Source organism: Acinetobacter haemolyticus (genome assembly GCF_003323815.1).
GTDB classification, from domain to species: domain Bacteria; phylum Pseudomonadota; class Gammaproteobacteria; order Pseudomonadales; family Moraxellaceae; genus Acinetobacter; species Acinetobacter haemolyticus.
Map to the genome: position 1 here is coordinate 2,832,432 of NZ_CP030880.1, position 26,364 is coordinate 2,858,795.

27 protein-coding genes are annotated in these 26,364 nt (G+C 40.5%); 5 read left to right on the top strand and 22 right to left on the bottom strand.

Annotation, left to right across the window (positions count from 1 at the left end):
* Positions 1 to 113: 113 nt before the first annotated feature.
* The 9 genes from rplT to thrS form a co-directional block, all read right to left on the bottom strand.
* Positions 114 to 473: a 50S ribosomal protein L20 gene (gene rplT, locus DS737_RS13010; protein ID WP_000124858.1), complete on the bottom strand. Its 360-nt coding sequence runs from the start codon at positions 471 to 473 to the stop codon at positions 114 to 116.
* 11 nt (positions 474 to 484) lie between these two features.
* The gene (rpmI, locus tag DS737_RS13015) at positions 485 to 679 is read right to left on the bottom strand and encodes a 50S ribosomal protein L35 (protein WP_004637967.1); all 195 of its coding nucleotides are present in this window, start codon (positions 677 to 679) and stop codon (positions 485 to 487) included.
* Positions 680 to 880: 201 nt separating this feature from the next.
* Entirely contained in the window at positions 881 to 1,309 is a 429-nt protein-coding gene (locus DS737_RS13020; protein ID WP_004637966.1) for a YqaA family protein, read from the bottom strand.
* Between the two features lie 53 nt (positions 1,310 to 1,362).
* Positions 1,363 to 2,220 carry an arylamine N-acetyltransferase family protein gene (locus tag DS737_RS13025; RefSeq protein ID WP_113997717.1) on the bottom strand — a complete coding sequence of 286 codons (858 nt, stop codon included), beginning with the start codon at positions 2,218 to 2,220 and terminating at the stop codon, positions 1,363 to 1,365.
* A 122-nt stretch (positions 2,221 to 2,342) separates the two neighbouring features.
* Entirely contained in the window at positions 2,343 to 2,774 is a 432-nt protein-coding gene (locus DS737_RS13030) for a hypothetical protein (RefSeq protein WP_017396245.1), read from the bottom strand.
* An 8-nt stretch (positions 2,775 to 2,782) separates the two neighbouring features.
* Entirely contained in the window at positions 2,783 to 3,403 is a 621-nt protein-coding gene (locus DS737_RS13035; RefSeq protein WP_017396244.1) for a glutathione S-transferase N-terminal domain-containing protein, read from the bottom strand.
* 137 nt (positions 3,404 to 3,540) lie between these two features.
* Positions 3,541 to 3,858 (bottom strand): DUF7709 family protein, encoded by a 318-nt coding sequence (locus DS737_RS13040; RefSeq protein ID WP_017396243.1) that lies wholly within the window; start codon positions 3,856 to 3,858, stop codon positions 3,541 to 3,543.
* 138 nt (positions 3,859 to 3,996) lie between these two features.
* On the bottom strand, positions 3,997 to 4,548 hold the full coding sequence (infC, locus tag DS737_RS13045; RefSeq protein WP_075316144.1) for a translation initiation factor IF-3: 552 nt from the start codon (positions 4,546 to 4,548) through the stop codon (positions 3,997 to 3,999).
* 5 nt (positions 4,549 to 4,553) lie between these two features.
* The gene (thrS, locus tag DS737_RS13050) at positions 4,554 to 6,476 is read right to left on the bottom strand and encodes a threonine--tRNA ligase (protein ID WP_113997718.1); all 1,923 of its coding nucleotides are present in this window, start codon (positions 6,474 to 6,476) and stop codon (positions 4,554 to 4,556) included.
* A gap of 298 nt (positions 6,477 to 6,774) precedes the next feature.
* On the opposite strand from thrS, the gene DS737_RS13055 reads away from it, so the two are divergent.
* Positions 6,775 to 8,418 (top strand): acyl-CoA synthetase, encoded by a 1,644-nt coding sequence (locus tag DS737_RS13055; protein WP_113997719.1) that lies wholly within the window; start codon positions 6,775 to 6,777, stop codon positions 8,416 to 8,418.
* Between the two features lie 47 nt (positions 8,419 to 8,465).
* On the opposite strand, the gene yjgA is transcribed toward DS737_RS13055, so the two are convergent.
* The 9 genes from yjgA to mazG all read right to left on the bottom strand — a co-directional run bounded on the left by yjgA (position 8,466) and on the right by mazG (position 15,123).
* Entirely contained in the window at positions 8,466 to 9,002 is a 537-nt protein-coding gene (gene yjgA, locus DS737_RS13060) for a ribosome biogenesis factor YjgA (RefSeq protein ID WP_004637958.1), read from the bottom strand.
* A 2-nt stretch (positions 9,003 to 9,004) separates the two neighbouring features.
* Positions 9,005 to 9,274 carry an HPr family phosphocarrier protein gene (locus DS737_RS13065; RefSeq protein ID WP_004637957.1) on the bottom strand — a complete coding sequence of 90 codons (270 nt, stop codon included), beginning with the start codon at positions 9,272 to 9,274 and terminating at the stop codon, positions 9,005 to 9,007.
* Positions 9,271 to 10,122, bottom strand: coding sequence for an RNase adapter RapZ (gene rapZ / locus DS737_RS13070; protein ID WP_004637956.1), 852 nt, complete (start codon positions 10,120 to 10,122; stop codon positions 9,271 to 9,273). The genes DS737_RS13065 and rapZ overlap by 4 nt, the downstream gene beginning before the upstream one ends.
* 28 nt (positions 10,123 to 10,150) lie before the next feature.
* Positions 10,151 to 10,996: a pantoate--beta-alanine ligase gene (gene panC, locus DS737_RS13075; protein WP_004637955.1), complete on the bottom strand. Its 846-nt coding sequence runs from the start codon at positions 10,994 to 10,996 to the stop codon at positions 10,151 to 10,153.
* A 3-nt stretch (positions 10,997 to 10,999) separates the two neighbouring features.
* The gene (gene panB, locus DS737_RS13080; RefSeq protein ID WP_004637954.1) at positions 11,000 to 11,809 is read right to left on the bottom strand and encodes a 3-methyl-2-oxobutanoate hydroxymethyltransferase; all 810 of its coding nucleotides are present in this window, start codon (positions 11,807 to 11,809) and stop codon (positions 11,000 to 11,002) included.
* A 39-nt stretch (positions 11,810 to 11,848) separates the two neighbouring features.
* A complete protein-coding gene (folK, locus tag DS737_RS13085; protein ID WP_004637953.1) occupies positions 11,849 to 12,337 on the bottom strand; it encodes a 2-amino-4-hydroxy-6-hydroxymethyldihydropteridine diphosphokinase in 489 nt (162 codons plus the stop codon).
* On the bottom strand, positions 12,334 to 13,785 hold the full coding sequence (gene pcnB, locus DS737_RS13090) for a polynucleotide adenylyltransferase PcnB (protein WP_004637952.1): 1,452 nt from the start codon (positions 13,783 to 13,785) through the stop codon (positions 12,334 to 12,336). The genes folK and pcnB overlap by 4 nt, the downstream gene beginning before the upstream one ends.
* A 137-nt stretch (positions 13,786 to 13,922) precedes the next feature.
* Positions 13,923 to 14,348 carry a ComEA family DNA-binding protein gene (locus DS737_RS13095; protein WP_005092347.1) on the bottom strand — a complete coding sequence of 142 codons (426 nt, stop codon included), beginning with the start codon at positions 14,346 to 14,348 and terminating at the stop codon, positions 13,923 to 13,925.
* Complete coding sequence (gene mazG / locus DS737_RS13100) at positions 14,317 to 15,123, bottom strand: nucleoside triphosphate pyrophosphohydrolase (protein WP_004637950.1); 807 nt, start codon at positions 15,121 to 15,123, stop codon at positions 14,317 to 14,319. Before mazG ends, DS737_RS13095 begins: the two co-directional genes overlap by 32 nt.
* Positions 15,124 to 15,219: 96 nt before the next feature.
* Between mazG and DS737_RS13105 the strand changes: the two genes are divergently transcribed.
* A complete protein-coding gene (locus DS737_RS13105) occupies positions 15,220 to 15,996 on the top strand; it encodes an SDR family oxidoreductase (protein ID WP_113997720.1) in 777 nt (258 codons plus the stop codon).
* Positions 15,997 to 16,354: 358 nt separating this feature from the next.
* Complete coding sequence (locus DS737_RS13110; protein WP_005085309.1) at positions 16,355 to 16,783, top strand: hypothetical protein; 429 nt, start codon at positions 16,355 to 16,357, stop codon at positions 16,781 to 16,783.
* Between the two features lie 126 nt (positions 16,784 to 16,909).
* Here DS737_RS13110 and DS737_RS13115 read toward each other — a convergent pair whose 3' ends face one another.
* The 4 genes from DS737_RS13115 to cysM all read right to left on the bottom strand — a co-directional run bounded on the left by DS737_RS13115 (position 16,910) and on the right by cysM (position 22,478).
* Positions 16,910 to 19,216, bottom strand: a complete 2,307-nt coding sequence (locus DS737_RS13115; RefSeq protein ID WP_004637947.1) for a RelA/SpoT family protein — start codon at positions 19,214 to 19,216, stop codon at positions 16,910 to 16,912.
* Between the two features lie 46 nt (positions 19,217 to 19,262).
* Positions 19,263 to 20,654 carry a 23S rRNA (uracil(1939)-C(5))-methyltransferase RlmD gene (gene rlmD, locus DS737_RS13120; protein ID WP_113997721.1) on the bottom strand — a complete coding sequence of 464 codons (1,392 nt, stop codon included), beginning with the start codon at positions 20,652 to 20,654 and terminating at the stop codon, positions 19,263 to 19,265.
* Between the two features lie 9 nt (positions 20,655 to 20,663).
* The gene (locus tag DS737_RS13125; protein ID WP_004637945.1) at positions 20,664 to 21,485 is read right to left on the bottom strand and encodes a 3'-5' exonuclease; all 822 of its coding nucleotides are present in this window, start codon (positions 21,483 to 21,485) and stop codon (positions 20,664 to 20,666) included.
* Between the two features lie 63 nt (positions 21,486 to 21,548).
* Entirely contained in the window at positions 21,549 to 22,478 is a 930-nt protein-coding gene (cysM, locus tag DS737_RS13130) for a cysteine synthase CysM (protein ID WP_005085313.1), read from the bottom strand.
* A 146-nt stretch (positions 22,479 to 22,624) separates the two neighbouring features.
* On the opposite strand from cysM, the gene DS737_RS13135 reads away from it, so the two are divergent.
* Positions 22,625 to 25,435, top strand: coding sequence for a GacS-like sensor histidine kinase (locus tag DS737_RS13135; RefSeq protein WP_005085315.1), 2,811 nt, complete (start codon positions 22,625 to 22,627; stop codon positions 25,433 to 25,435).
* A gap of 77 nt (positions 25,436 to 25,512) precedes the next feature.
* Positions 25,513 to 26,301 carry a crotonase/enoyl-CoA hydratase family protein gene (locus tag DS737_RS13140; RefSeq protein ID WP_113997722.1) on the top strand — a complete coding sequence of 263 codons (789 nt, stop codon included), beginning with the start codon at positions 25,513 to 25,515 and terminating at the stop codon, positions 26,299 to 26,301.
* Positions 26,302 to 26,364: the final 63 nt, after the last annotated feature.

Sequence of the window (26,364 nt, forward strand, 5' to 3'; positions counted from 1 at the left end):
AAATGCCTATTAGAGAAAGAGAAGCGCCCCCCTGTCTCTAGTGATTGATAGAAGTGAAAATTTATAAAAATAAAAAAGACCGCTAAAAAGCGGCCTTCTTTGAATCTCTAAGCTTATGCAGCTAATGCGCCTTTAGCTTTTTCAGCTAAAGCAGCAAATGCTACTGCATCATGCATAGCGATGTCAGCTAATACGCGACGGTCGATGATCACTTGAGCTTTTTTCAAGCCATCGATCATGCGGCTGTAAGACAAACCGTTTTGACGAGCACCAGCATTGATACGCGCAATCCATAAAGCACGGAATTGACGTTTCTTTTGACGGCGGTCACGGTAAGCGTATTGACCAGCTTTGATTACCGCTTGGAACGCTACGCGATAAACACGTGAACGAGCACCATAGTAACCTTTAGCGCGAGCAAGAATTTTTTTGTGACGGCGATGAGCCACTACACCACGTTTTACACGAGCCATTTATAATCTCCTTAGATGTATGGGCACATAGCACGAACTGATGCAACGTCACTTACGTGAACCATTACACAACCGCGCAATTGACGGATACGCTTAGCAGATTTTTTGGTCAAAATGTGGCGCTTGAATGCTTGTTTGCGCTTGAAACCGTTTGCAGTCGCTTTAAAGCGTTTAGCTGCACCACGGCGAGTTTTTAACTTAGCCATAGTAACCTCTTTTAGTCACCTGTTCGGCTCGTTTGCACTATTGCAAATCGACCTGCAGGTAAGGAAGGCAGTATCATATAGCATCTTCGTTTAAATTTAAAGCAAAATTTCTGATCACAAAATACAATCGATTTGAGCCACAGCAACAATGTCGAACTTACCTGGAGCTAACGAGAATCTACAACATAAACAGAAAGTAAATTAAGAAAATAATCCGAGATATAAGCCATACATAAACAAATAGCGTCCTGCTTTAGCAATTGTGACAATCAATAAGAACCGCCCAAAATGCTCTTTCATCAATCCAGCAATCAACGTAATCGGATCACCAATGATCGGCACCCAACTCAACAATAACGAGTAAAAACCATATTTATGATAGATCTGTTGTGCTTGCTGCAAACGTGGTTCTGAGACAGGAAACCACTTTTTATCTTTATAATGCTCTATTTTCAATCCCAACCACCAGTTAACACAAGAGCCCAAAACATTTCCAACTGTCGCAACAAGCAACAAATAAAATGGATTGGACATCCCCTGCACCAATAAAGTCATAAGCACAGCTTCAGACTGTAAAGGTAGTAATGTTGCAGCACCAAAAGCAGAGAGAAATAATAGAAAATAGGACATCAGGGTGTGAAAGCACTTACATAGAGATCAAAGCAATGCCCAGACAATATCACTTAAACTGATTCAATCAAAGTAAGTTTATCCCATGCTTGTCTAAGTTTCTGTGGGTTCATTTGTATCTTAAAAACCGCTTGTATTATTTCCCCAAACTCATGCGGGGTTGATAAAACCTTTTTATCAGATTTTTCTTTACCATGAATTCTCAATACCTGATCTTTCAATGTCATTCTGGCTTCCGTGGTCGCTGTAAATAACATTAAATGTTGAGTAAATAATGATTCAGGTGACGTTGATATATACCAATTGGCAATTTCCGCATCCGCCATCGCGATCTGTTGATCAGGATTAATTGCATACACATTGACCCATTCATTATGTAAAAAAACCTGAAGCATATACTTCACATCTGTCAGCACAGCCATGTCCAATCCACACTGTGCAACATCCACAAATCGAAACTGTTCCAAAGGTGTTGACTGCGCCTCTCCGATACAATCTAAAGATAGAATTGTTGTTGGTGTCATCCCCCCAAAGCCGGGATCATATAAAAATAATTGCTGATCGATTCGCACCAACGTGACTAAATGAGTACGGATAGGTGCTGTGGTATGTGCACTTTGATAATAGACACGACCTAATACGTTATAAGCGTCATATCCCAACTCAGTTAATGCAATTCTGCTCAGAGTGCTGTGCTCCAAGCAATATCCTTCCCGATTTTCATATAATAATTTTTGAGCAAGTTGTTCAGGTACTAATGAGACTTCCTCCCCAAGAAAAGAGGATAGATTACCAAAAGGAATGTGCTCAACATGGAAACTTAGCAGAGTCTTTAAGTTCTCTAGCGTAGGTAAACAGTGCCCTTGAAAATCAAGTTTTTTTAAATAGTCTGTCGCGATTGTAGAGTTCATAACGCTTTATACTTGTTTTAAAATTACATTATCCTATACCGATCATCGAGCTTTAAGTCTAAAAATTACACAACTATAAAATAGTCACGCTGATAGGGCTAAATGCATGGTTTTAACACAGATTATTTCTTCATTTTGGCGACCTTAGATCGCACAGAAAAATTCACGACGGAAAAAATGAATGGAAAAGCAAATGCGACCCAAAATGTAAGGTCTGACGTTACAACTCGTTGATATAAACTAAGTTGGATACCATCATCTGAAACTGCCGCCCAGTCCATGGATACCGTATGATAAAGATAAGTGCTTAACAATAACGACAGGCTTAAAAAGCTCACGAAAAGCCAAGTGCTACCATATGAGTTTCTAGTTTCCACCTGCAGCCAAGCAAATAACGTAGAAAATAAAAGCCCCAATACACCGATCAAAGCAAAGACCAAAATCCCCAAATGATCTTCGGAATAGCGATTGTGTAGCAGAGCGCAGACGATTGCTGTAAGTACCAAGAATCCCATCGCAATCGCCCAATGTCTCAGATAAAGTTGTTGTTTCACAACACGTATTATCCTACTTTGATCGATAAAGCTCTTTGTATGGCAGGACGTGCAGTTAAGCGATCGATATAATCTTTCACATAAGGATAATCTTCGAGTTGAATACTTTGCCACTCATAGCGTAATGCCCAAGGTAAAATCGCCATATCTGCGATCGAGTATTCACCAGCTACAAACTTCTGACCAACCAGCTGTTTATTCAAAACAGCATACAGCCGTTTGGTTTCATTGATATAGCGCTCCGTCGCATAAGGAATACGCTCAGGTGCAAACTTGTTGAAATGATGATTTTGCCCAAGCATCGGACCAAAACCACCCATTTGCCACATCAACCATTGCTCTACCTCAACTCGCTCTTGCTCATCAACGGGATAGAACAATCCAGTTTTGCGACCTAAATATTGCAAGATTGCGCCAGATTCAAATACAGAAATGGGTTCACCACGTGGACCATTTTGATCAACGATTGCTGGAATTTTATTGTTTGGAGAAATCCTTAAAAAGTCTGGCTGAAACTGATCATTTTCTAAAATATTAATCGGGAAAATTTGATATTCAAGCCCCATTTCTTCTAAAGCAATCGTTATTTTATGGCCATTGGGCGTACCCCAATAATATAAGTCAATCATTTAGTTATCCTATTCATCTTTATCTTGACTGTTGTTGCGTTATATCACATTTTTCAGAATTTGATCAGCACAGCAGCACGAAAAAGAAACAATAAAATTATGTTTGCACAGAGCATATTAAAAGGTGTATTTGATTTTTATCGATTCGCCAAAAACTCTTTCGCCTTTTCCCCAACAAATCGACGACCAGCATTATCTCCCTTGATCCACTCATCAACCGAAAACAGATCAAATAAACCTACTTTCACTAAGGTTGGGATAGCACACTCTAACTCAGTCTCGACTTCACCACGTACACCTGCATTATATAAATTAATATTATGCAACATGGTTGCTACAGTGCCTGTTTGTACCTGACTACCGTCTTTTAAGCGAACTTGAGGCAACACCTCACCCTCTTGCACCACTTTTTGATTTATTTCAGACAACTCATGTGTACCATTAACGATAGTCATCTTTTGATTCTCCAATGATTATATACTTTACTTTTCAACTAAAATTAACATAAATCTGCTCAAAAATTAAGCCTTGTTTCCACATTTGTATAAACAAAAAAAACACCGCAATAGCGGTGTTTTTTTATTAAGAAAAAATTACTTTTTCTTTTTCGGACCAAGCAGCATACCCATTTGGCGACCTTCCATTTTTGGAGGTTGCTCAACAACGCCAAACTCAGCCACATCAGCTTCAATTTTTTGTAATTGAGCAAGACCAAGCTGTTGGTGTGCCATTTCACGACCACGGAAACGTAAAGTAATTTTCACCTTATTTCCTTCTTCAAGGAAACGTAAAATTGCACGCAATTTTACTTGGTAATCACCTACGTCCGTCGCTGGGCGTAACTTGATTTCTTTCACTTGCACTTGATGCTGTTTTTTCTTCGCATCTTTTTGCTTTTGCTTTAAGTCAAATAAGTGCTTGTTGTAGTCCATGATTTTACAAACAGGAGGTTCTGCATTAGCAACGATCTCAACAAGGTCAAGATCAGCTTCTTCAGCAGCACGTAATGCTTCATTTAATGAAACGACACCTTTCTGTTCCCCATCAGCAGCAACGAGACGTACTTCTTTCGCACGAATCTCATCATTAATGGCTGGACGGTTACTTTTAGCACCTTGTTGTTGGTTACGATCAGGCTGTTTAATCTTTATTACTCCACAATGTACCGGCCGCGTTCGGCAACGGCAGATTTCACTAAATCAATGAATGCATCAATTGACATAGTACCTAAATTTTTTCCTGAGCGTGTACGCACATTTACAGTGCCCTCTTCAACTTCTCGATCACCGAGAACCAAAAGATAAGGAATACGCTCTAGGGTACGCTCACGAATCTTAAATCCGATTTTTTCATTTCTCAAGTCAGAAATAGCACGAAGACCACTTTCTTTGAGTTTTGCAACCACTTGCTCACACGCATCTGCTTGTGAATCGGTAATATTCATCACACAAGCTTGAATTGGTGCAAGCCAAGGTGGCATGAAACCAGCGTAATGTTCAATTAGTATACCAATAAAACGCTCAAAACTGCCAAGAATTGCACGATGCAACATAACTGGTTGATCACGCTCATTGTCTTCAGTCACGTACGAAGCATCTAAACGGATTGGCAAGTTGAAGTCACACTGGATTGTACCGCACTGCCATACACGACCTAAGCAGTCTTTCAATGAAAATTCAATCTTCGGACCATAGAATGCACCTTCACCAGGTTGTAGATCCCATGCTAAGCCTGCATCATTTAAAGCATCAGCCAAAGATTTTTCAGCAATATCCCAAAGTGCATCGTCACCCACACGCTTTTCAGGACGTGTTGAAAGCTTCATTTGTACTTCTTCAAAGCCGAAGTCTTTATAAACATCTAAAGTCAGTTTAATAAAGTCTGCAACTTCTTGACCAATTTGTTCTTTGGTACAGAAGATATGCGCATCATCTTGAGTAAAGCCACGAACACGCATAATCCCGTGTAATGAACCAGATGGTTCGTTACGATGACATGAACCAAACTCCGCTAAACGGATTGGTAAATCACGGTATGATTTTAAGCCTTGATTGAACACTTGTACGTGACAAGGACAGTTCATCGGCTTTACTGCATAGTTACGACTTTCTGAGTGAGTCGTAAACATGTTTTCAGCATAGTTTGCCGCATGTCCTGATTTTTCCCAAAGCGTAAAGTCTACGATCTGTGGTGTCTTAATTTCTTGGTAACCATTGTCCTGCTGAACTTTACGCATGTATTGTTCAAGCACTTGGTAAATCGTCCAACCATTGGCATGCCAGAACACCATACCTGGCGCTTCTTCTTGCATGTGGAATAAGTCTAAAGCTTTACCAATTTTACGATGGTCACGTTTTTCAGCTTCTTCAATACGTTTGATATACGCAGCCAACTGTTTCTTGTCTGCCCAAGCTGTACCATAAATACGCTGTAACTGCTCATTCTTGGCATCACCACGCCAGTAAGCACCAGAGATTTTAGTGAGCTTAAATGATTTTAAGAATTTAGTATTCGGTACGTGCGGACCACGGCACATATCCAAATAATCTTGATGGTAGTACAAGCCCATTTGAGTTTCTTCTGGCATGTCTGCAATCAAGCGTAATTTATATTCTTCGCCACGTGCTGTGAATTCTGCAATCACTTCATCACGCGGTGTCATCTTTTTAATAACGTCATAATCTTGATCGATGAGCTTTTTCATACGCTCTTCAATCGCAGCCATATCATCTAAAGTAAATGGACGTGGCATCCAGATGTCGTAATAGAAACCCTCTTCGATCACTGGACCGATTACCATTTTCGCTTCAGGGAACAATTGCTTAACCGCATGTCCGACCAAGTGCGCACATGAGTGACGAATGATTTCTAAACCTTCTTCATCTTTCGGGGTAATAATCTGAACTATTGCATCTTCTGTGATTAAATCACAAGCATCCACCAAACGATCATTGATACGACCAGCAACGGTATTTTTCGCTAGGCCCGGACCAATGCTCTGAGCAAGTTCCATCACGGAAATCGGTTGATCAAATTGCTTTTGATCACCATTTGGTAAAGTAATGATTGGCATAATAAAATCCTTAAGGAGTGATGCCCCGCACAATGGAGCATATCACCGCGAGATTATGTATTGAGGCGGACCTCAAAAAATAAAAAACGGCGGATAAAAAAGTACCCGAGATTTTACACAGGTTTAGACAAGGAAGAAACCTTTGATTGGAGAAAAACCCAAGTCAAAATATATCTCAGACTAAAGCCTTAGTGATTTCGTGTCAGCAGCGTACTATGGTGATATAGATATATGGGGACTGCGGTCATTTTTAACACCCCAGTAAATTTCCTCATAAAATAAACATGGAGCAATACACATGGTTAGTGCATACGACGAATTACCCAAAAACCCTGCGAACTTTGTTGCGTTATCACCATTACGCTATTTAGAGCGTGCAGCTTATATTTACCCGAATCAGGCCGCAATTATTCATGGTAAACGTCAAATTACATGGCAACAAAGCTATCAACGCTGTCGTCAATTTGCACACCAACTCACACGTTTAGGTATTCAAAAGAACGATACCGTTTCTGTACTTTTACCGAATGTTCCAGCAATGATTGAAGCTCATTTTGCCATTCCTATGGCAGGTGCCGTTCTAAATACGCTAAATACGCGCTTAGATGCCAAAACCATTGCCTTTATGCTAGAACATGCTGAAGCAAAAGTGCTTTTAGTTGACCCAGAGTTTAGACCGATTGCAGAAGAAGCACTCACATATATTCATCAAGATATGATTGTAATTGACGTTTTTGATAATGAGTATGAAGGTGAACAACTGCCCCTTGGTCAATATGAATATGAGTCTTGGATAGCTCAAGGCGATCCTGAGTTTAAATGGTTACTTCCACAAGATGAATGGGATGCGATCAGCCTGAATTACACCTCGGGAACAACAGGAAATCCAAAAGGTGTGGTTTATCATCATCGTGGTGCTTACCTCAATGCAGCAAGTAATATTTTGGCATGTGGCATGAAACCTCGTGCTGTGTATCTTTGGACCTTACCCCTGTTTCATTGCAATGGCTGGTGTTTTGCATGGTCTATTGCCGCCAGTGGCGGAACCAATATTTGTTTACGTCGCGTCGATCCAACACTAATCTTTCAATATATTGCCGAACACAAAGTAGATTATTTCTGTGGCGCACCGATTGTTTTATCGATGCTGATCAATACGCCTCAGGAACAAAGAACCGCATTTGACCATCATGTGGAGGTGATGGTTGCTGGTGCTGCACCGCCAGTTGCGATTATTGAAGGGATGCGTAATATCGGCATCAATGTCAATCACGTCTATGGTTTAACCGAAACCTACGGTCCTTCAGCGCTATGTGCCTCACAAGCAGGTTGGAGTGAGTTATCTATCCAAGAACAAGCTCAATTGCATTCACGTCAAGGCGTTCCATACCCTCTACAAGACAGTATGCGTGTACTTGATCCTGAAACCATGCAACCTGTGCCAAATGACGGCGAGACCATGGGCGAAATCATGTTCCGTGGCAATATCGTCATGAAAGGCTATCTCAAAAACCCACAGGCCACTGAAGAAGCATTTCAAGGGGGGTGGTTCCATACCGGGGATTTAGCCGTATGCCATCCCGATGGCTATGCCAAAATCACGGACCGCTCCAAAGACATTATTATTTCAGGTGGGGAAAATATTTCTTCATTAGAAGTCGAAGATGTTTTATATCGACACCCAGCAGTCATGACTGCAGCCGTAGTCGCAAAGCCTGATCCACGTTGGCAAGAGGTGCCTTGTGCTTTTATTGAATTAAAACAAGGTAGCACAACTTCACCAGAAGAAATTATTCTGCACTGTCAAAAAGAACTTGCACGCTTTAAAGTTCCTAAAGATGTAGTAATTACTGAGATCCCTAAAACATCTACAGGGAAATTACAAAAATTTATTTTAAGAGAATGGGCAAAAGAACGAGCTACAAGTAAGTTTGGAAATTAATTGCCTAAATGCAAAAGAAGTTTCCAAGGAAACTTCTTTTTTTCAGGTTAACCTTGATCAGATAACAGCGCGACTTGTTGTACGTAGTTTACAAACTTACGTTTAGAAGCTTCGAGCTCTTCCTCACTCACCTGTTGTTTGATGTCACGATGAATACGAAGCACATGTTGACGTAAAGTATGGCGTTCTGATGCATTAAATACTTTGCTGAATTCATTAATGATCGGATCACCTTGCTCAATCATACGATCAACCCAACGCATCAATTGCATTTGTTTCTTTGCACCTTGTTGCGGTGTGAGATAAGACAAAATTATGCTTTCATCTTCATTACGCAACAATTTGCCAATTCGCTGAAACTGACGACGACGTGCTTCAAATGAACTAATTTTTTGAACTTCAAGCAACGCATCTATCAGACGTTCATCCACAGGAAGTTTTTGAATTTGTTTTACATTCAATTGAGCCAATTGCTCACCTAAAGCAGCCATACGTTGTACAGCTTTCTTTTGCTCTGTTCTACTCGCACGCCCTTCTAATGACTCAAAATCTTCATCGGTATAACGTTGGGTACCACGTGCCACTATTACTCTGCCTCATAAAATTTTGCTGCGAACAGCGTTTGAATTTCTTCCAGTGCTTTGTCTTCATCAGCACCATCAATCACTAACCTTAATGTCGTGCCCTTACCCGCACCCAACATCAACAATGACATAATATTTTTTGCATCTACCAGCTTATCACCCTTACCAATTTGAATAGAAGAGCGAAATTTGGTCGTCACCTCAATCAGTTTACCTGATGCGCGTGCATGTAAGCCAAGTTTATTAATTACATCAATTGTTGTGTCTATCATGACCAGTGCTTCATTTCTCTATGTAAGATTTGGACAGCCCATTTTGCCTCAAGGGCTTGCTTGAGTCTATCCACGATATAAACTGAACGATGTTGTCCACCCGTGCAACCCACAGAAATGGTCATATAATGGCGATGCCCCTCTGCAAAAGCAGGTAGCCACTTTTCCAAGAAAGCATAAATATCAGCAAACATTTCATTGGTTTGCTGACTGCTCTCTAAAAATCGACGTACAGGTTCATCTAAACCAGATAAACGACGTAAATCTAAATCCCAATGTGGGTTAGGCAAATGACGGACATCAAATACATAATCAGCATCTAAAGGGATGCCATGCTTATAACCAAACGATTGCAAAATAACAATTAAGTTATCAGACTGCCCTAGTTTGGACAGTAAAATATGTTTTAAATCATGAACACTTTTATCTGTCGTATCAATATGCACTGTAGAGCGAAATTGTATCGGAATCAGCAGTTGCTTTTCTTCTTGTATACACTGCAATAAACTATTAAAACGGCTCGCTAAAGGATGTGGGCGTCTAGATGCACTAAAACGAGCAATCAAATCTTGATCTTGGGTAGTCAAATAGATGACATCAACTGAACCATGTCTTTTTAATTGCTCAAACACATGATCAAACTCTTGCATATCAGCGCGTGTGCTTCGAATATCAACACCTAACGCCAATTGCTCCAGATTATTTTCATGATCAAGTTTCGCCACTATTTCAGGCAACAGTGCCAAAGGTAAGTTATCTATACAATAGTAGCCTAAATCTTCAAGCACTTGTAACGCTGAAGATTTTCCTGAACCAGATTGTCCTGTGACGATAAGAATACGCTTCATGGCATGTTGCCCTTTTTATTCTGAAGTTCTAAGTTTTAAAATTAACTTGTAAATTATCGATTAAACGCGTCGTACCTAATTTTGCCGCAACGAATAAAACCAAATCTTGATCAAATTGCGTAATCGGCTGTAAATTGGTTTGACGAGCTTCCACATAATCCACAACAAAACCTGCTTGTGTCAATTCAGTTGAGATATTTGCTAACACTTGCTCCAACACTTGACCATCATGCAATTGCTGTTCCGCTTTCTTTAACAACTGGTAAATTTTAGGGGCAATTTCACGTTGCTCTTGAGATAAATAACCATTGCGAGAACTTAAAGCCAAGCCATCCTCAGCACGCACGATGGGCACACCAATCACTTCCAAAGGCATATTTAAATCTTGTACCAACTGACGGATCACCGCGAGTTGCTGATAATCCTTTTGACCAAAGAAAGCATAGTCCGGCTGTACCATATTAAATAATTTGGTAACAACGACTGCCACGCCATCAAAATGACCAGGGCGAGACTTCCCACACAAATCATCGGTAATTTGCCCAACACTAATATTGGTCAAGCGTGGTTGTGTTCCATACATTTGCTCAACAGAAGGCGCAAAAATAATATCGCAACCCACATCTGCCAACAAACGACTATCTTGCTCTAAAGTACGTGGATAGTTATCAAAATCTTCACCCGCACCGAATTGAATTGGGTTGACAAAGATGCTCACCACAACCACATCACAAATCTTTTTAGCAGCACGAACCAAGGTCAAATGACCTTCATGCAAATTTCCCATCGTCGGGACAAAACCAATCATTTTTTTGTTGCTGCGTGCTGTTGCAAGTGACGCAGTTAAGCCTTGTATCGTTGTTTCAGTTTTCATGAATTAAAGCTCAACTTGGAAAGTATGTTCTTTAGCTGGGAAAGATTGGTCTTGAACAGCAGCATGATAGGCTTTAAATGCATCTAAAATTGCTGTTTCACCCGCCTGTTCTTTCATAAAATTACGGACAAAACGTGCAACTCGACCAAAAGTAAGCCCCAACATGTCTTGTGCAACCAATACCTGCCCATCTGTTTCATTACCTGCACCGATTCCAATCACAGGCGTATTTGGAAATAACTCAGCGATCTCTTTACCCAACTGAGCAGGAACGCATTCTAGCAATAATACTGATGCACCTGCGTCAACCACAGCTTGACAATCTGCAATTAATTGATCGGCTGCTTCGCGTGTTCTTGCCTGCAATTTATAACCGCCAAACACATGTACTGATTGCGGCGTCAAACCTAAATGGACACAGACGGGAATACCATTGCGAGTCAACACTGTAACTAACTCACTGAGCCAAGCACCACCTTCAATTTTGACCATTTGAGCACCAACTTGCATCACGGCTTTAGCACTTTTCAAGCCATCTTCAAGTGTTGCATAACTCATAAATGGCAAATCAGTCATGATTAAGGCATGTGTATTTCCACGGCGGACTGCCGCAGTATGATAAGCCATATCTTCAACTGTAACAGGAAGCGTTGAATCTCTTCCTTGAATCGCCATCCCCAGAGAATCACCGATTAAAATCGTATCAATTTGAGCCAATTCCATTGCTTTCGCCATACTTGCATCATAGCAAGTCAGGCAAGAAAACTTGCGTCCGTCAGCTTTAAACTTTCTTAAGTCACTTAGACTAATCATGATGATGTCCTCTACAGGCGTTTTCAGAACGAAACAATCTTAAGCAGCCGCCCAAGATTGATCGGCTATTACAGTCAAGTTTGCTTGCTGTACCAGTTCTAAGTCTTTTAATGAATGACCATTTAATTGTAAATGAGCATCTAAATCTAATAAGGGAAGAATTACAAAATCACGTTGTAAAATACCAATATGGGGCACAGTTAAACGTTCATTTTGAATTTGTTCTTGACCATAGATTAACAAATCAAGATCTAGGGTTCGCTCTCCCCAACGTCGCAAACGAACACGCCCCGCATCTTGTTCTAACTGTTGCAATTGGTCTAACAAGTCAAGTGGTGTCAATGTCGTGTCCAGTTGAACAACAGCATTTAAATAATGTGGTTGATCTTGAGGTCCCATCGGTGGACTTTGGTAAAGACGAGAAACCTGAACTTCACCCAACATTGATAATTTCGCAACAGCTTCACGAAGAATTTGTTGCGAATCACCTAAGTTACTACCTAAACCGATATAAGTACGAATCGTCATTGAGTCGGTCCAAAAACGACTTGCTTTAAATCACGTTGCACACGTTTTCGCTTTAAAATTGGATGATCTGAATTGATTTGACCTGTATCTGCCGCCTTTTCAAGAAAACGATTTGCTGAATCACCAGCCCGCACACGCTCTTTTTTCGCACGACGATTTCTTGGTTCTGGAACATCAACCAATGGTTCAATTTCAGTATGCTTCAACTCTTCGGTGTCAGCAGCTTTACGTCGGGTCTTCGTACGTTGACGGTTATACTGACGAATAGCGGCTTCTTTTTGGTCAGTGGTCATTTCTTGGTAATTTTCCCACCAAACGCCCATACCTTCAGTGCTGGCATCACCTGATTTCTCACGTAGCAACAAGAAATCGAATCCTGCACGGAAACGCGCATGCCCAGCTAATGCTTCTATTTGTTGAGGTTTTGGATTGAGCAATCGACTTTGCATTTCCCAAACTTCACGAATAAAAGTTTCAGCAAAACGAGGAATAATCGTACGAGTTGCTTGACGCTTAAGCACATCAAGGCCTGCTTGAGCACGCGCTTCAGCTGGAACGACGCCTTTATTGAGATAAAAATCACAGCGCTCTAAAAAGGGTTTCCATAACAAGACCGCATAGAAAAAAGCAGGATTGATGGTTTTACCGATTTGAATTCGCTGATCAGTATTCTTGGCTGCACGCTCGATAAATGAGGTGATGTTTGGCGGAATTTCAGCAAACAATTGTTTCCAAACACCAAACTCAATCAACATCGGCAAAACCTGAGTGAGATGCCCCATAGTAAAGAGCTTTTGTGACTCATCATAAAGTCGATGTGGTGAAACATCACGCAATAATTGCGTCATCTCAACATCAAAAACGTCAAGAATGGATTGATCGATTTGAAAGTTCAGTTTCGCCGCAAAACGCAATGCACGCAACATGCGTACAGGATCTTCCTCAAAACGCTGAGCTGGCTCACCCAAAAACCGTAAAGTACGGGTTTTGATATCTTCAACACCTTGGCAGAAGTCCAGCACAACCCCCTTACGAGGTTGATAATAAAGCGTATTGATCGAAAAATCTCGACGAGCAAAATCCTGCTCAATTGTTCCCCAATTATTATCACGAAGAATCATACCAGAAGCACTGGTGACTGCTTTTTTCGGAGGGGCACGGAAGGTCGCGACTTCGATCAGTTCACGACCAGAATACACATGAGCTAACTCAAAACGTCGCCCAATAATACGACAACGCCGCCCAAACACTTCTTTTACTTGGGCTGGAGTAGCATTGGTTACCGCGTCAAAATCCTTTGGATTAAGACCTAACATCATATCGCGAACACCACCACCTACAATATATGCCTCATAACCTGCTTTAGTCAGACTATCGATCACATCTAATATTGAGGAAGGGAGTTGAGTTGTGGACAAACCACATTTTGACGCACGCAAAGTTTGCAAAAGACACTGTCTCCTACGTCAGGACGTAAATAACAATTTGTCGCTAATCATAGCTCTAACACACACAAAGGGCAATTTATTCTGCTGAAGTTTCAAGATATCGGTACGCATTTTTTACCACCAACACTTTAACCAACCTATAAAATAAGTCTCGACCTATTCTTTTCAAGCAGTTTCGGCCCAATTCCTTTGACATTCATGAGTTCATCTAATGCCTTAAATGCACCATGTTTTTGTCGATATTCAATAATCGCTTGGGCTTTTTTCTCACCTACACCACTTAAACTTTGCAACTGTTGTAAGTTCGCTTGATTTAAGCTAATTTTATCGCCTGAAATATTTACAGAAGATGAAACAGGTTTCACATTTTGTTGCTGGGTCGGTCTAGATAAATAATATTGGTCATCTTGTCTAGCCAATTGCTGATCATGTTTTTGTTGCTGTGTTTTCCATTGTATATAGGATTGATCAAACTGTTTAGCATTGAGCTGGGGAATTACCCCCAACCATAAAATAATCAATAATAAAAAGTTAGTTTTGCTGCGTAACTGCGGCAATTTCATCAGAGCTCCCCTCAAATTTTAAATGTCTTTTTGCTTGCTCCCATAGCTGGTCCATTTCCGCCAAACTCATTTCTTGCAAGTCTTTCTGTTGTCGATGTGCTTGTTGTTCGATATAGGCAAAGCGACTTCTAAATTTATGAATTGTCGCCAGTAATGCCGTTTCACTCGACAGCCCAAGTTTACGACCTACATTGATCAAAGAAAATAGACAATCTCCAAATTCTTCTTGTATTTCATCGGTTTTTCCCGTTTTAAGCGCTTGTTGTAATTCTGCTAGCTCTTCGTCTAATTTTCCGTAAGCATCCTCTACCGTTTCAAAATCAAAACCAAGTTGTGCTGCTTTTTTTTGGATTTCATCCGCTTGAACTAAAGCAGGTGCATGCTTCACCTCATCTAATCGAGATCTTGGCTTACCCTGTTTCTCTTGCTGCTTAATTTGTTTCCATAGCTCGCTTACCTGTTCAGGGTTCAAGTTCTGAAACTTTTCAGCTTGAAATACATGCGGATGACGTCGAATCAGTTTCTCACTAATTGCATCAACCACATCATGAAAATCAAAAGCCCCTTGCTCACTGAACATTTGTGATTGAAAAACCACTTGCAACAATAGATCTCCAAGCTCTTGACGAATTTCATCCAAATCACCAACACGAATCGCAGCTTCGACTTCATAAGCCTCTTCAATCGCATAACGCGTTAAGCTCTCAGGTGTTTGTTGTTGATCCCATGGACATTTTTGTCTTAGCTCACGCATGATTTCTAATAGCTTTTCCATGATTATCTCCTCACCCCTTACGCTGTTGCAGTTTTAACCAGCTTCTGTCTAATATACGCTGGTCCGAAAAGTATCAATATAAAGTAAGGAAAAGCAATGCAACATAGTGTTTTTATTAGTGGTGCAGCTCAAGGCATAGGTGCCGAAATTGCCCGTCTGTTTCATCAAAGAGGCTATAAAGTAGGCATCTACGATATCAACTTAGAACAAGCGCAAGCTTTAGCTACGGAACTGGGTGCAAATACGAAAGCGGGTTATTTAGATGTTAGCGATTATCCACAATGGCAAATCGCATTACAGGAATTTCAAAACTGGGCAGGCGAACTCAATATTCTAATTAACAATGCTGGAATCTTATATTCTGGTGCTTTTGAAAATACAACCATCCCCTCTCATCACCGCACAATTGATATCAATGTAAAAGGTGTTCTTAATGGTTGCCACGCAGCTTTAAATTATTTACAAAAAGCGAGTTTTGCTCGGGTCATCAACCTCTCTTCTGCTTCAGCTATTTATGGACAAGCCGATCTAGCCTCATACTCTGCCAGTAAATTTGCCGTGCGTGGTTTAACTGAAGCTCTAGATGTGGAATGGCAAAAATATAATATTCGTGTGCTCGATGTTATGCCATTATTTGTGCAAACCAGTATGGTAAAAAATATGGATGCTGGGAGTATTCAAAATATAGGTGTGGATTTAACTCCAGCAGATGTTGCACAACAGGTTTTAGCTTTAACACAACAAAAAAATCACTTCCTTATTCCTACCCACACTCCTATTGGCATAAAAACCAAACTAATGTATCAATTATCACGTATTAGCCCACAGTTTTTAAACCGAATCACCAATATATTATTATCCAAGCAAGTATAAAAAAAAGAAAAGTGCTTTATATTTTAAACAATATAAAGCCTAACAAAAAAATACCCATATATTAATTCACTTTTCACATAAATATAAAAATCATTAAAAATAAAACCATCACATTAATCAATAAAAATTAAAAATAGCGCACAAAACAGTAAAACTGAAAGTAAAAAAATATTATAAATTATTAAATTAAATACAAAATTAAATTATAAATAAAACCTGATCAAATACCACAAAAACAATAGACAGACAAGTCTTTAAAATATTCAAAAAAAATAGTGACTTTAAAATTTATTTTAAATAGAATCCGCCTGCTACAAAAATAGCAACTTAATCTAAAATCTTTTAAAGTGTTTATAATATGAAAAAATTATTAGTTTTAACTGCTGCTGCAACGTTTTCTTTCTCTACTTTTGCAGCGACCGAGGGTAAACCATTTTCAACTGCTGAATTAAAGGCAATGGATTGCGCAACACTTTCTGTTGAGCAATCAAATGCAAAACGTGAGTTAGCAAGCGCAGAGAAAAATATTGCGAATATTAATGCAAATGCTCAATCACCAAACAAGGCAGTAAGCAAATGGGCTGGTCTTGCAAGTGGCGCATTAACTGCTTTCGGTGGCAACTCTGAAAAAACTGCCAAAGCCAGTCAAATTGCAAATAATCTTGCGGGCGAAGAAGATACATCTGACGTAAATAATTTGACTGTTCAAGAGTCAATTAAAGCGAAAGCCCAAGCAAATATTGAGAATATTGCAACATTCCAAAAAAGCAAAAAATGCAAAATCTAAAAATCACGGTAAAACCCATTTTGATTTTATGATGATGCCGTGTGCTTAAAATAATAAAACCCGCCTATTGAACGATCCCCCATGAAAGCAGTCAGTTCAAAAAAGCGGGTTTTATTCTAAATATAATTAACTACCTTGTACTAAACGTCTCGCACTAATGATGCCGGGTTGTTGCTCTAAACGAGCCAACAAACGAGAGAGCTGTGCTAAACCTTTCACTTCAATCAGCAACTTCATATTGGCAATTCCATCCGCCTCAGAAATCGTATTGACCTGACGAATATTGATTTGATCAGAGAAAATCACTTGAGTGAGATCTTTGAGTAAACCACGGCGATCATAGGCCTCAACCACAATCTGAACGCTTTGTCCGCGTGTTGGTTGCATTTCCCAATCGGCTTCAACAGCACGCTCTGGTTCATGTGTCGTCATACGCACATAATCTGGACATGCGACTTTATGGATGCTCACCCCTCGATTTAAAGTGATATAACCACCAATCGATTCACCATGCACGGGCTGACAACACTGTGCTATATGCAATTCCACATTGTCCAAACCATCAATCAAGATACCGTGTGCCGATAATGTATGGCTTGCACGTGGATTTAATGCTGGTTTTAACACCAGCTCTGGTTCATCTTGATCTAAATGCATTTGACGATTTACTTGGTTCATCAATGCATGCAGACTAATGTCACCACTCACCAATGCAACCAAAATATCATCACCTGACTTCAGGTTAAAATGAGATGAGTAATCGTTTAAATCAATACTTTTTGGATGAATAGCCAGACGAGCGAGCTCTTTATTGAGCAACTCACGTCCCACTTCGACGTTCTTGCTGCGATCTTGCTGTCTAAACCAATGACGCAATTTATCTCGCGCACGAGCTGTTTTAATATAACCTAAAGAGTTAACCAACCAATCTCGATTTGGCTCACGGTCTTTTTTGGTTAAGATCTCAACTTGCTCACCTGTTTTTAAAGTATAAGTCAGTGGCACATAACGCTGGTTTACACGTGCTGCATAGCATTTGTTTCCAACTTCAGTATGGACGTGATAAGCAAAGTCAAGCACAGTCGAGCCGCGCGGTAACTCTTTAATGTCCCCATCACGACTAAACACATAAATCTTTTCAAAATTTTCAAAATCTTGAATTTGATCGATACCATTCGACTCATCATCTTCAGCATGTGGTGTCGTTTCAGTTCGCTCCTGATAATGCTCAAGTACAGCGCGAAGTGAATGCAATCGATCATTAAAAGAATGATCCGTATTTTTCGCACCTTCTTTGTAGTTGAAATGAGAACAAACTCCCAATTCAGCTTCTTCATGCATCTCAAAAGTACGAATTTGGACTTCGAGCGATTTGTTTTCAGCAATCACTGCAGTATGCAAAGACCGATAGCCGTTGGCTTTCGGGTTAGTTACATAATCATCAAACTGGTTGGGGATGTGTCGCCATAACTGATGTACGATCCCTAAAGCATGGTAACAATCTGGTACCGTTTTTAATAACACCCGCACTGCACGAATATCGTAAAGCTGGTCAAAGCTAAGATTTTTGCTTTTCATTTTTCGATAAATCGAATAAATGTGCTTCACTCGCCCCGTGATTTCAGCATGAATATCATAGGCATCCAGTTCGGTTTTAAGTTTATCAATCACAAACTGAATATACTGTTCACGCTCTAAACGTTTTTCATTGAGCAAAGAAGCAATTTCTTTGTATCGTTCTGGCGCTAAATAGCGAAAAGCGAGATCTTCTAGTTCCCATTTTAGTTGGGCGATTCCTAAACGATGTGCAAGTGGAGAATAAATCGTTAAAATTTCACGTGCAACACGTTCTTGACGCTCTTTGCTTGCAGTTGCCAACTCACGTAAAGCATAAGTTCGCTCTGCCAGTTTAATCAGCACCACACGTACATCTTCTGTCACAGAAATCAGCATTTTATAAATGCCGTTTAGATGTTCACGTTGATTATTATTAAAATGATCTTCTAGACGCTTATTTTTTTCAATCAGCTCCGATAGCTTACCCATTGCAAGCGTGCCTTTTACTAGGCCCAGAACTTGCTCGCCAAACTCTCGCTGAATATCCTCTAAGGTGATCAGTCCTTCACGTACACTTCGATATAATACTGCCGCTGACAACGTATCTTCATCTACATGTAAATGCGCCAAAATATCCGCCATACCAATACCGATACTGAAGGTGTTAGTATGATGATTAACCGTGCTTTCAAACTCTTTTTGTAAGGTAAGCTCTGCAACCCGTTGTAGCTGCTTCAGCTCAGCCCCATCCAAGATATCACGCACTCGATCTAGCCAAGATACTAGACTACTTTGCGCTTCAGCGGCATGTTCTACAGTCGCTTCCTCGGACAACTCATGGAGTCGTCCAGGTAACTGTTCACGTACTGTGACCATACCATTCTCCTCTGGATATGTAACTCATGTTCTAATCGTTTATCTCTTAAATTTTATCAGACTCATTTTTTTCAAATAAGGCAATAGATTCAACATGTTCAGTATGGGTAAACATATCCATTACCGCAGCTTTTTTAAGCTGATAACCATGTTGTGCCAGTACACCTGCATCCCTTGCCAGTGTTGAAGGATTACATGAAACATAAACGATTCTATTTGCTCCGAAGTTCGGTACATATTGCATCACCTCAAAAGCACCCGATCGCGGAGGATCAATTAATAATGCATCAAATCCTTGTTTCGCCCAAGGATGATGTGAAAAGTCTTTTGTTAAATCTTGTGAAAAAAAGATAGCTTGGTTCAACGAATTAGCTTTCGCATTTTCAGTTGCACGCAATACCATTTCATCACTTGCCTCAACACCTATCACCTGACCAGTATCTCCTACACATCGTGCTAAAGGTAGAGAAAAGTTGCCTAATCCACAAAATAGATCAAGCACACGTTCCCCTTCCTTTAACTGTAGCAATTCACATGCCAACTGAATCATTCGTGCATTTACCGCACTATTCACTTGGGTAAAATCCAATGGTGAAAATGCAAAACGAATGTCGAAATCATCTAAATGATAGTGTAACCGCATTGGTGCTTGCACATCGTCGACCCGATGTAAACTATCAGCGCCTCTGGGTTGTAAATACAACTGCCACTGTCTTTGTAACGCAAATTGACGCAAATGGTTGACATCCGACACATTTAATTCTTCCAAGTGGCGAATTAATAACGCAACTTCGTGATCCCCCATCGCCAATTCAACATGACCAATGTGTGCTTTGGCCATCAAGCCTTCAAGACACTTTCTCAACTCAGGTATCGCATCAGATAAGGTCTGATCCAATACCTTGCACTGGTGAATGGTTGTTAAATGATTACTGTGATGCTCTCTAAACCCCATGACCAAACGATCTTGTCGCGGAATATACCGCACACCAATTCGGGCACGACGACGGTAATCTATTTTGCTAGAACGAATTGGTGTTAACCATTGTTCAGGTTGTAGACCAGCAAAATGCTGTAAATGCGATTGCAATACATTTTGCTTCAACAAAATTTGTTCGTCAGGATGAATATGTTGCAAGCTACAGCCACCACATATCCCAAAATGCGGGCAAATTGGTTCTACCCGCCCAGTAGCGGCCTCACCTTCTAGTTTCAGCATTTCTGCTTCTTCTAGACGCGTGGTTTGGTGGGTAATTTTCGCTTGAACCGTTTCACCCACCAAGGCATTGCGAATAAAAACTTTCTTACCCTGTTTTTCTTTAGGATGGTCAGGGTGAGTTCCATAGTGCGCAATACCACGACCTTCATGTGAAAAAGCTTCCACTTTGAAGGTATAAATTGGCTGATGAGCCGGGCGCTGTTTCGCTTTATGTTTCAAAAGATGAACCTAATTTTTGGGCGCAAACGTCGGTGCGGTAAATACAGTATATTGCGATGTTTGGCGCCATACTTGTAAAAAATCTGATTGTTGCGTTTGCGTTTGTAAATAATCAATGGTTGACTGAATAAACTGCTGATGATCTAGTTGATTTAACTGACCTTTTAGTAAAAGCCAACGCAAATAAACCAACCAAGTATTCAGTACATCACCCTCACAATAACTGGTTAATTTTAACCAATTATTGTTACGTACATATTCTGGCACACGATAACCAGACTCACCACGCTTTCCAGGAAAACCGAGCAAGCAAGCAATATCATCTAATTTCTGGAAATTTCGACCATTAAACATGGCCATCACATCCATCAAGTCGACATGTCGATGATGATATCGGTTTTGGTAGTTATTAAACCGCTTCTGATTGTCGATTTCGCCTTGATCAAACAAACTTGGGGCAGATAGTCCGTGATACATCGCTCGAAATAAAATGACAGGCAAATCAAACTGAGAACCGTTCCAACTCACAAGAGTTGGCTGTTTTTTATCAAAAATCGATAAGAATTTTGCCAGCATCTCAGCTTCAGTATTTTGCTCTTGGCTAAATGAAAATAAACGAAAGCCTTTTTCATCGATCCACAAACCAGAAATACATACAATTTCGTGCAAAGGTAACCGTTGAAAATCCATCCCTGATTCTTGACGGCGAATCTTGGTCAAGGCCTGCTCGACATCAGACTCAGGTAAATCAAGATGATATAAATGAGCACCAGCTTTTAAATCAGTGAGCGTTTCAATATCAAACACTAAAATCGGAAAACGTAAGCTCATTTTCAAAACTTCCTCAGAAAACTGAAGAATTCTCTCTTTTTAATAGAGAGCTTGGGCGTAATTTTATTCATCATCTTTTACTGAGAATAAACCCGTTGATAAATAACGATCTCCACGATCACAAATAATGCAGACAATCACAGCATCTGGATTTTCTTCAGCAATTTTAATAGATGCCCAGACCGCACCACCAGACGATGTCCCTGCACTAATCCCTTCGCTACGAGCCAGTTTACGCATGGTACGCTCTGCTTCAATTTGTGGAATATCAATAATACGGTCGACTCGACTACGATCAAAAATCGTTGGTAAATATGCCTCTGGCCAACGACGAATCCCTGCAATACTTGAACCATCTGAAGGCTGTAAGCCCACAATTTGAATCTCAGGATTTTGTTCTTTTAAATATTTAGACACCCCCATGATGGTGCCCGTGGTTCCCATTGAGCTGACAAAATGGGTAATTTTCCCACCCGTTTGTTTCCAAATCTCAGGCCCCGTGGTCAGATAATGTGCTTCCACATTATCTGGATTACCAAACTGATTTAAAACATAACCCTGACCGTCAGCCTGCATTTGCAAAGCCAAATCTCGAGCTCCTTCCATGCCTTGTTGCTGAGTAACTTCGATTAACTCTGCTCCATAAGCTGACATAGCATCTTTACGCTCTTGGCTCATGTTATTCGGCATGATCAGTTTCATTTTATAACCACGCATGGCTGAAACCATCGCCAAAGCAATTCCTGTATTACCGCTGGTTGCTTCAATCAAGGTATCACCCGGTTTAATTTGACCGCGTTTTTCTGCCTGAATAATCATGTTATAGGCAGGTCGATCTTTCACAGAACCTGCTGGGTTATTGCCTTCTAATTTTGCTAATACCGTGGCTTGAGTATGACTCGCTAAACGCTGTAAACGCACCAATGGTGTTTTACCCACATATTCATCTAGTAAAAATTCATCTGCTAAAAAATCTGGTTGCGTATTGGTCATGATCGACACCGATATCAAGGTGGCGTCTATTGTATGAAAAAAAACACAAGACTGCATCTTTTCCCACTGCTTTTTATAGTGAGATAAATGCTAGCCTGTTTAAAGCATGCTAAGATATTTTGCAGAATGATAAGTCTGACCCAACTATGTCAAATTTCAATAAAACTCTTTCTAAACGTTTACGGCTCAATCATGCCTATGGACAGCTGATCGCGCTGATTCTGGTTCCGATTGCGATTTTGACAGGCGTAGGCATTTTGTGGGTTTTATCTGAAACAACCAATGCCGCGAAACAACAGCAAAATGCAGAAGCATCTGCGATTTTGGCGCGTTATCATCAAACAGCAAATGAACTACTTCACTTGGTCGAAGAACAACCCGATCAATATGACCGTGCGCAAAACCTGTTTCAAAAAATGTTTGATGAAAAAAACCTACAACGTGCGGTTTTAATTGACAATAAAGGACAGACTTATTTAACCATTGGTTATCAGAATAATCGTTACTGGCCTAACTTTCCGAAAAACAGTGATTTTTTTGGCCCTATTTCCCACAATCACAATAGTATTTATGGCTCTAAGCTGGATAGTGAAAATCCAAATTCTGTTTGGTTGATGATTGAATTAAATAATCATCCACTCGAACTTGCGCGTTATAAAATCTTATTATCACTCGTCGCAACGGGATTGATCACCTTATTAATATTGTTATTTTGTCTAAATGTTTTCTCTCGTCGCTGGCTAGCACCGCTATACGAAATTCGTATGCAAATGCAGCGTCTAAATGCAGACACTTTAGATCAACATATTGTGGTTAATAGCACAGGTGAATTGCGCTTACTGCAACGTGATATCGCCAATGTCGTCAAACGACTTCATTTTAGTTTTTTAGAGCTTAAAGAACATACTGAACAGACTGAAGAAGATCTACGTCGCACCTTAGATACTTTAGAAGTTCAGAATATTACTTATCGCCAAGCACGCGACCAAGCCATTTCATCTAACCAATCTAAATCCGTTTTCTTGGCCAATATCAGCCATGAATTACGCACACCGCTCAACAGTATCGATGGTTTTATCCATTTATTATTACGCCAACAAAATTTAAGTAACGAACAGAACCTCTACCTGCAAACGATTCGGAAATCTTCTGCTCATTTATTGGCGTTAATTAATGATGTACTCGATTTTTCTAAAATTGATGCCGGTAAACTTGAGCTCGAGACCGCACCCTTTGATCTCGAAGAAGCCATTTTCGATGTGATGGATATGTTGTCACCTTTGGCAGCACAAAAACACATTAATATGGCATTCTACTATGCAGAAAATATCCCGCAGCACGTGGTGGGTGATGCATTACGCTTTAAACAAATCCTGACCAATCTGATTTCCAATGCAATCAAGTTCACCCCTGACGGTGAGATTATTGTGCGTGTTCGTATGGAAGATGATGACATTGGTCAGTGTTTATTGCATTTCAGCGTACAAGATAGTGGAATTGGTTTAAGTGGTACGGATCGCAAGAAATTATTTGAGTCTTTCTCACAAGGCGATGCATCGGTTACTCGCCAGTTTGGCGGTACTGGACTAGGTTTAGCGATCTCCAAACAATTAGTACATCTAATGCGTGGTCAAATCGGCTTTGAAGACAACCAAGAACGTGCGCCTACCGAAAAAGGTTCAACCTTCTGGTTTACTGCTGCATTCAAAGTTGAAGAAGAAGATGCTTTTGTTGAACATCCTCGTTTTGATCATCTGCAAGTGGTGTCTTATTTAGCGCATCCCGCGACTGCAAGTGTACTGCGCCTCTATCTTGAAAACTATCATGTTGCACATATTGAAACACAGTCAATTTTAGATTTATTTAGCCGCCTCAATCATTTAAATCAACAAGAAAACACGTGGTTAATTGTGGATCATAGTGGTGATACCGAAGCCTTATTAAAAGAAATTCGTCAACGTTATCATGGCAATTTAGCGGTTTATGGTTATCAAATGAGCCTTGATCCAAACATGCTCAATGAATATCGTGCTCGCCCAATCTATCAACCACTAAGCCGTCGCGAGCTTATTCAGCTCTTAGCAAATCAGCCAATTTTCGAACAAGAGCCTGAAGACTTCAATGGTCAAGGGTTGCATGTCTTAGCTGTCGATGATCATTTACCAAATTTGATTGTCTTAGAAGCATTACTAGGCGAACTCAATGTAACCACCACCAAAGCATTGAGCGGGCAAAAAGCGATTGATCTGATTCAAGAGCGAATTGAACAGAAGTCTCCCCCATTTGATCTAGTATTTATGGATATTCAAATGCCTGTGATGTCAGGCATTGATACCACGCGTGCCATTCGCTCACTCGAATCAACGCTGGATACGGGTATGCAACTTCCAATCATTGCCTTAACTGCGCACGCCTTGGCAGATGAGAAACAAAAGTTGCTTAAAGTCGGCATGAATGATTATGTGACCAAACCAATTCAAATGGAACAAATCATTCAGATCCTCACCCAATGGACCAAGAATAATTTTAGTTCACAGCCAACCACCACCGAAACAAAACGCCCAATCGAGTCAATTGATCCTCAAATCTTAAATTGGCAACAAAGTATTCAACTCGCTGCTAACAAAGAAGATTTAGCGCAAGATTTATTAGGTATGTTGGTGGATAGTTTTGATACCGAGCTAAATGAAATGCAACAGCTGATTGAGGTCGAGGATTTCCCTCAACTTGAGCATGTTTTACATCGTCTCTATGGCGCGACGCGTTATGTAGGCACGCCAACCTTGCAAAGAATTGCCGGTGAGTTTGAACAATTTGTTTCTACCTTACGCAAAGAACGACGCAAGGCGGATGATGTATTTATTCGGGAAACCAATCATCGCTTTAATGAGCTTAATGCCGCTATTGAACAAGTTAGGCAAGCAGCAAATCTCGTCTTGAACGGACACGACAACTAAGATGACTGTCGTGTCATGTTTCATGACAAAAACTCATGCTATGCTGCCAATCATCAAACACAATAAGAGTATGACCAATGGCACTTTTACGCGTTGAAAAGAACAATGGAATCGCAACAGTTTCGTTAAATCGTCCAGACAAACGCAATGCGATGAGTTTTGCATTACTAAAAGAATTGGTCTCAACAGCTAAAAAAATTGAAAAGGATCGCTCTATTCGCTGTGTCATTTTAACAGGTGAAGCACAGGTCTTCAGTGCAGGTATCGATTTATCAGACCTAAACAACCCTAAAAACACCGCATTTGCGGCATGGGAACTGATCAAACCTGGACAAAGCCTATTCCAAAAAGCTTTTCTGATTTGGCAAAACCTACCTATACCTGTTATTGCAGCAATTGAAGGATATTGCTTCGGTGCAGGCATGCAACTCGCGCTTGCGGCAGACATCCGGATCGCAACACCCAAAACACAAATGTCGATTATGGAAAGCCGTTGGGGACTTGTGCCCGACATGGGCTTAACACGTTCACTCAAAGGGCTTATTGGGGTTGACTTAGCCAAAGAGCTTACTCTCACTGCTCGGATTTTTGATGCTAAATATGCCAAAGAAATCGGCTTAGTGACGCACTTGGATACAGATCCTCTCGCCAAAGCCAATGTCATCGCTCAAGAGATGTTGCAACGCTCACCAGATGCATTGATGGCAGCAAAACGTGTTTTAGATGCGATGGAACATCGACCAGAAAAAGCTCTGCGTTTAGAAAAACTTTGGCAACTCAAACTACTATTAGGTAAAAACAGTGCGCTTGCGCGTAAGAAAGATAAGAACCCTGCAATTGAGTTCTTACCAAGACAATATAAATAGACGTTGAGAAGCTTATAAGTAGGGGCATTCGGCATGCTCCCGCAAATAGACTCAAAACAGCAC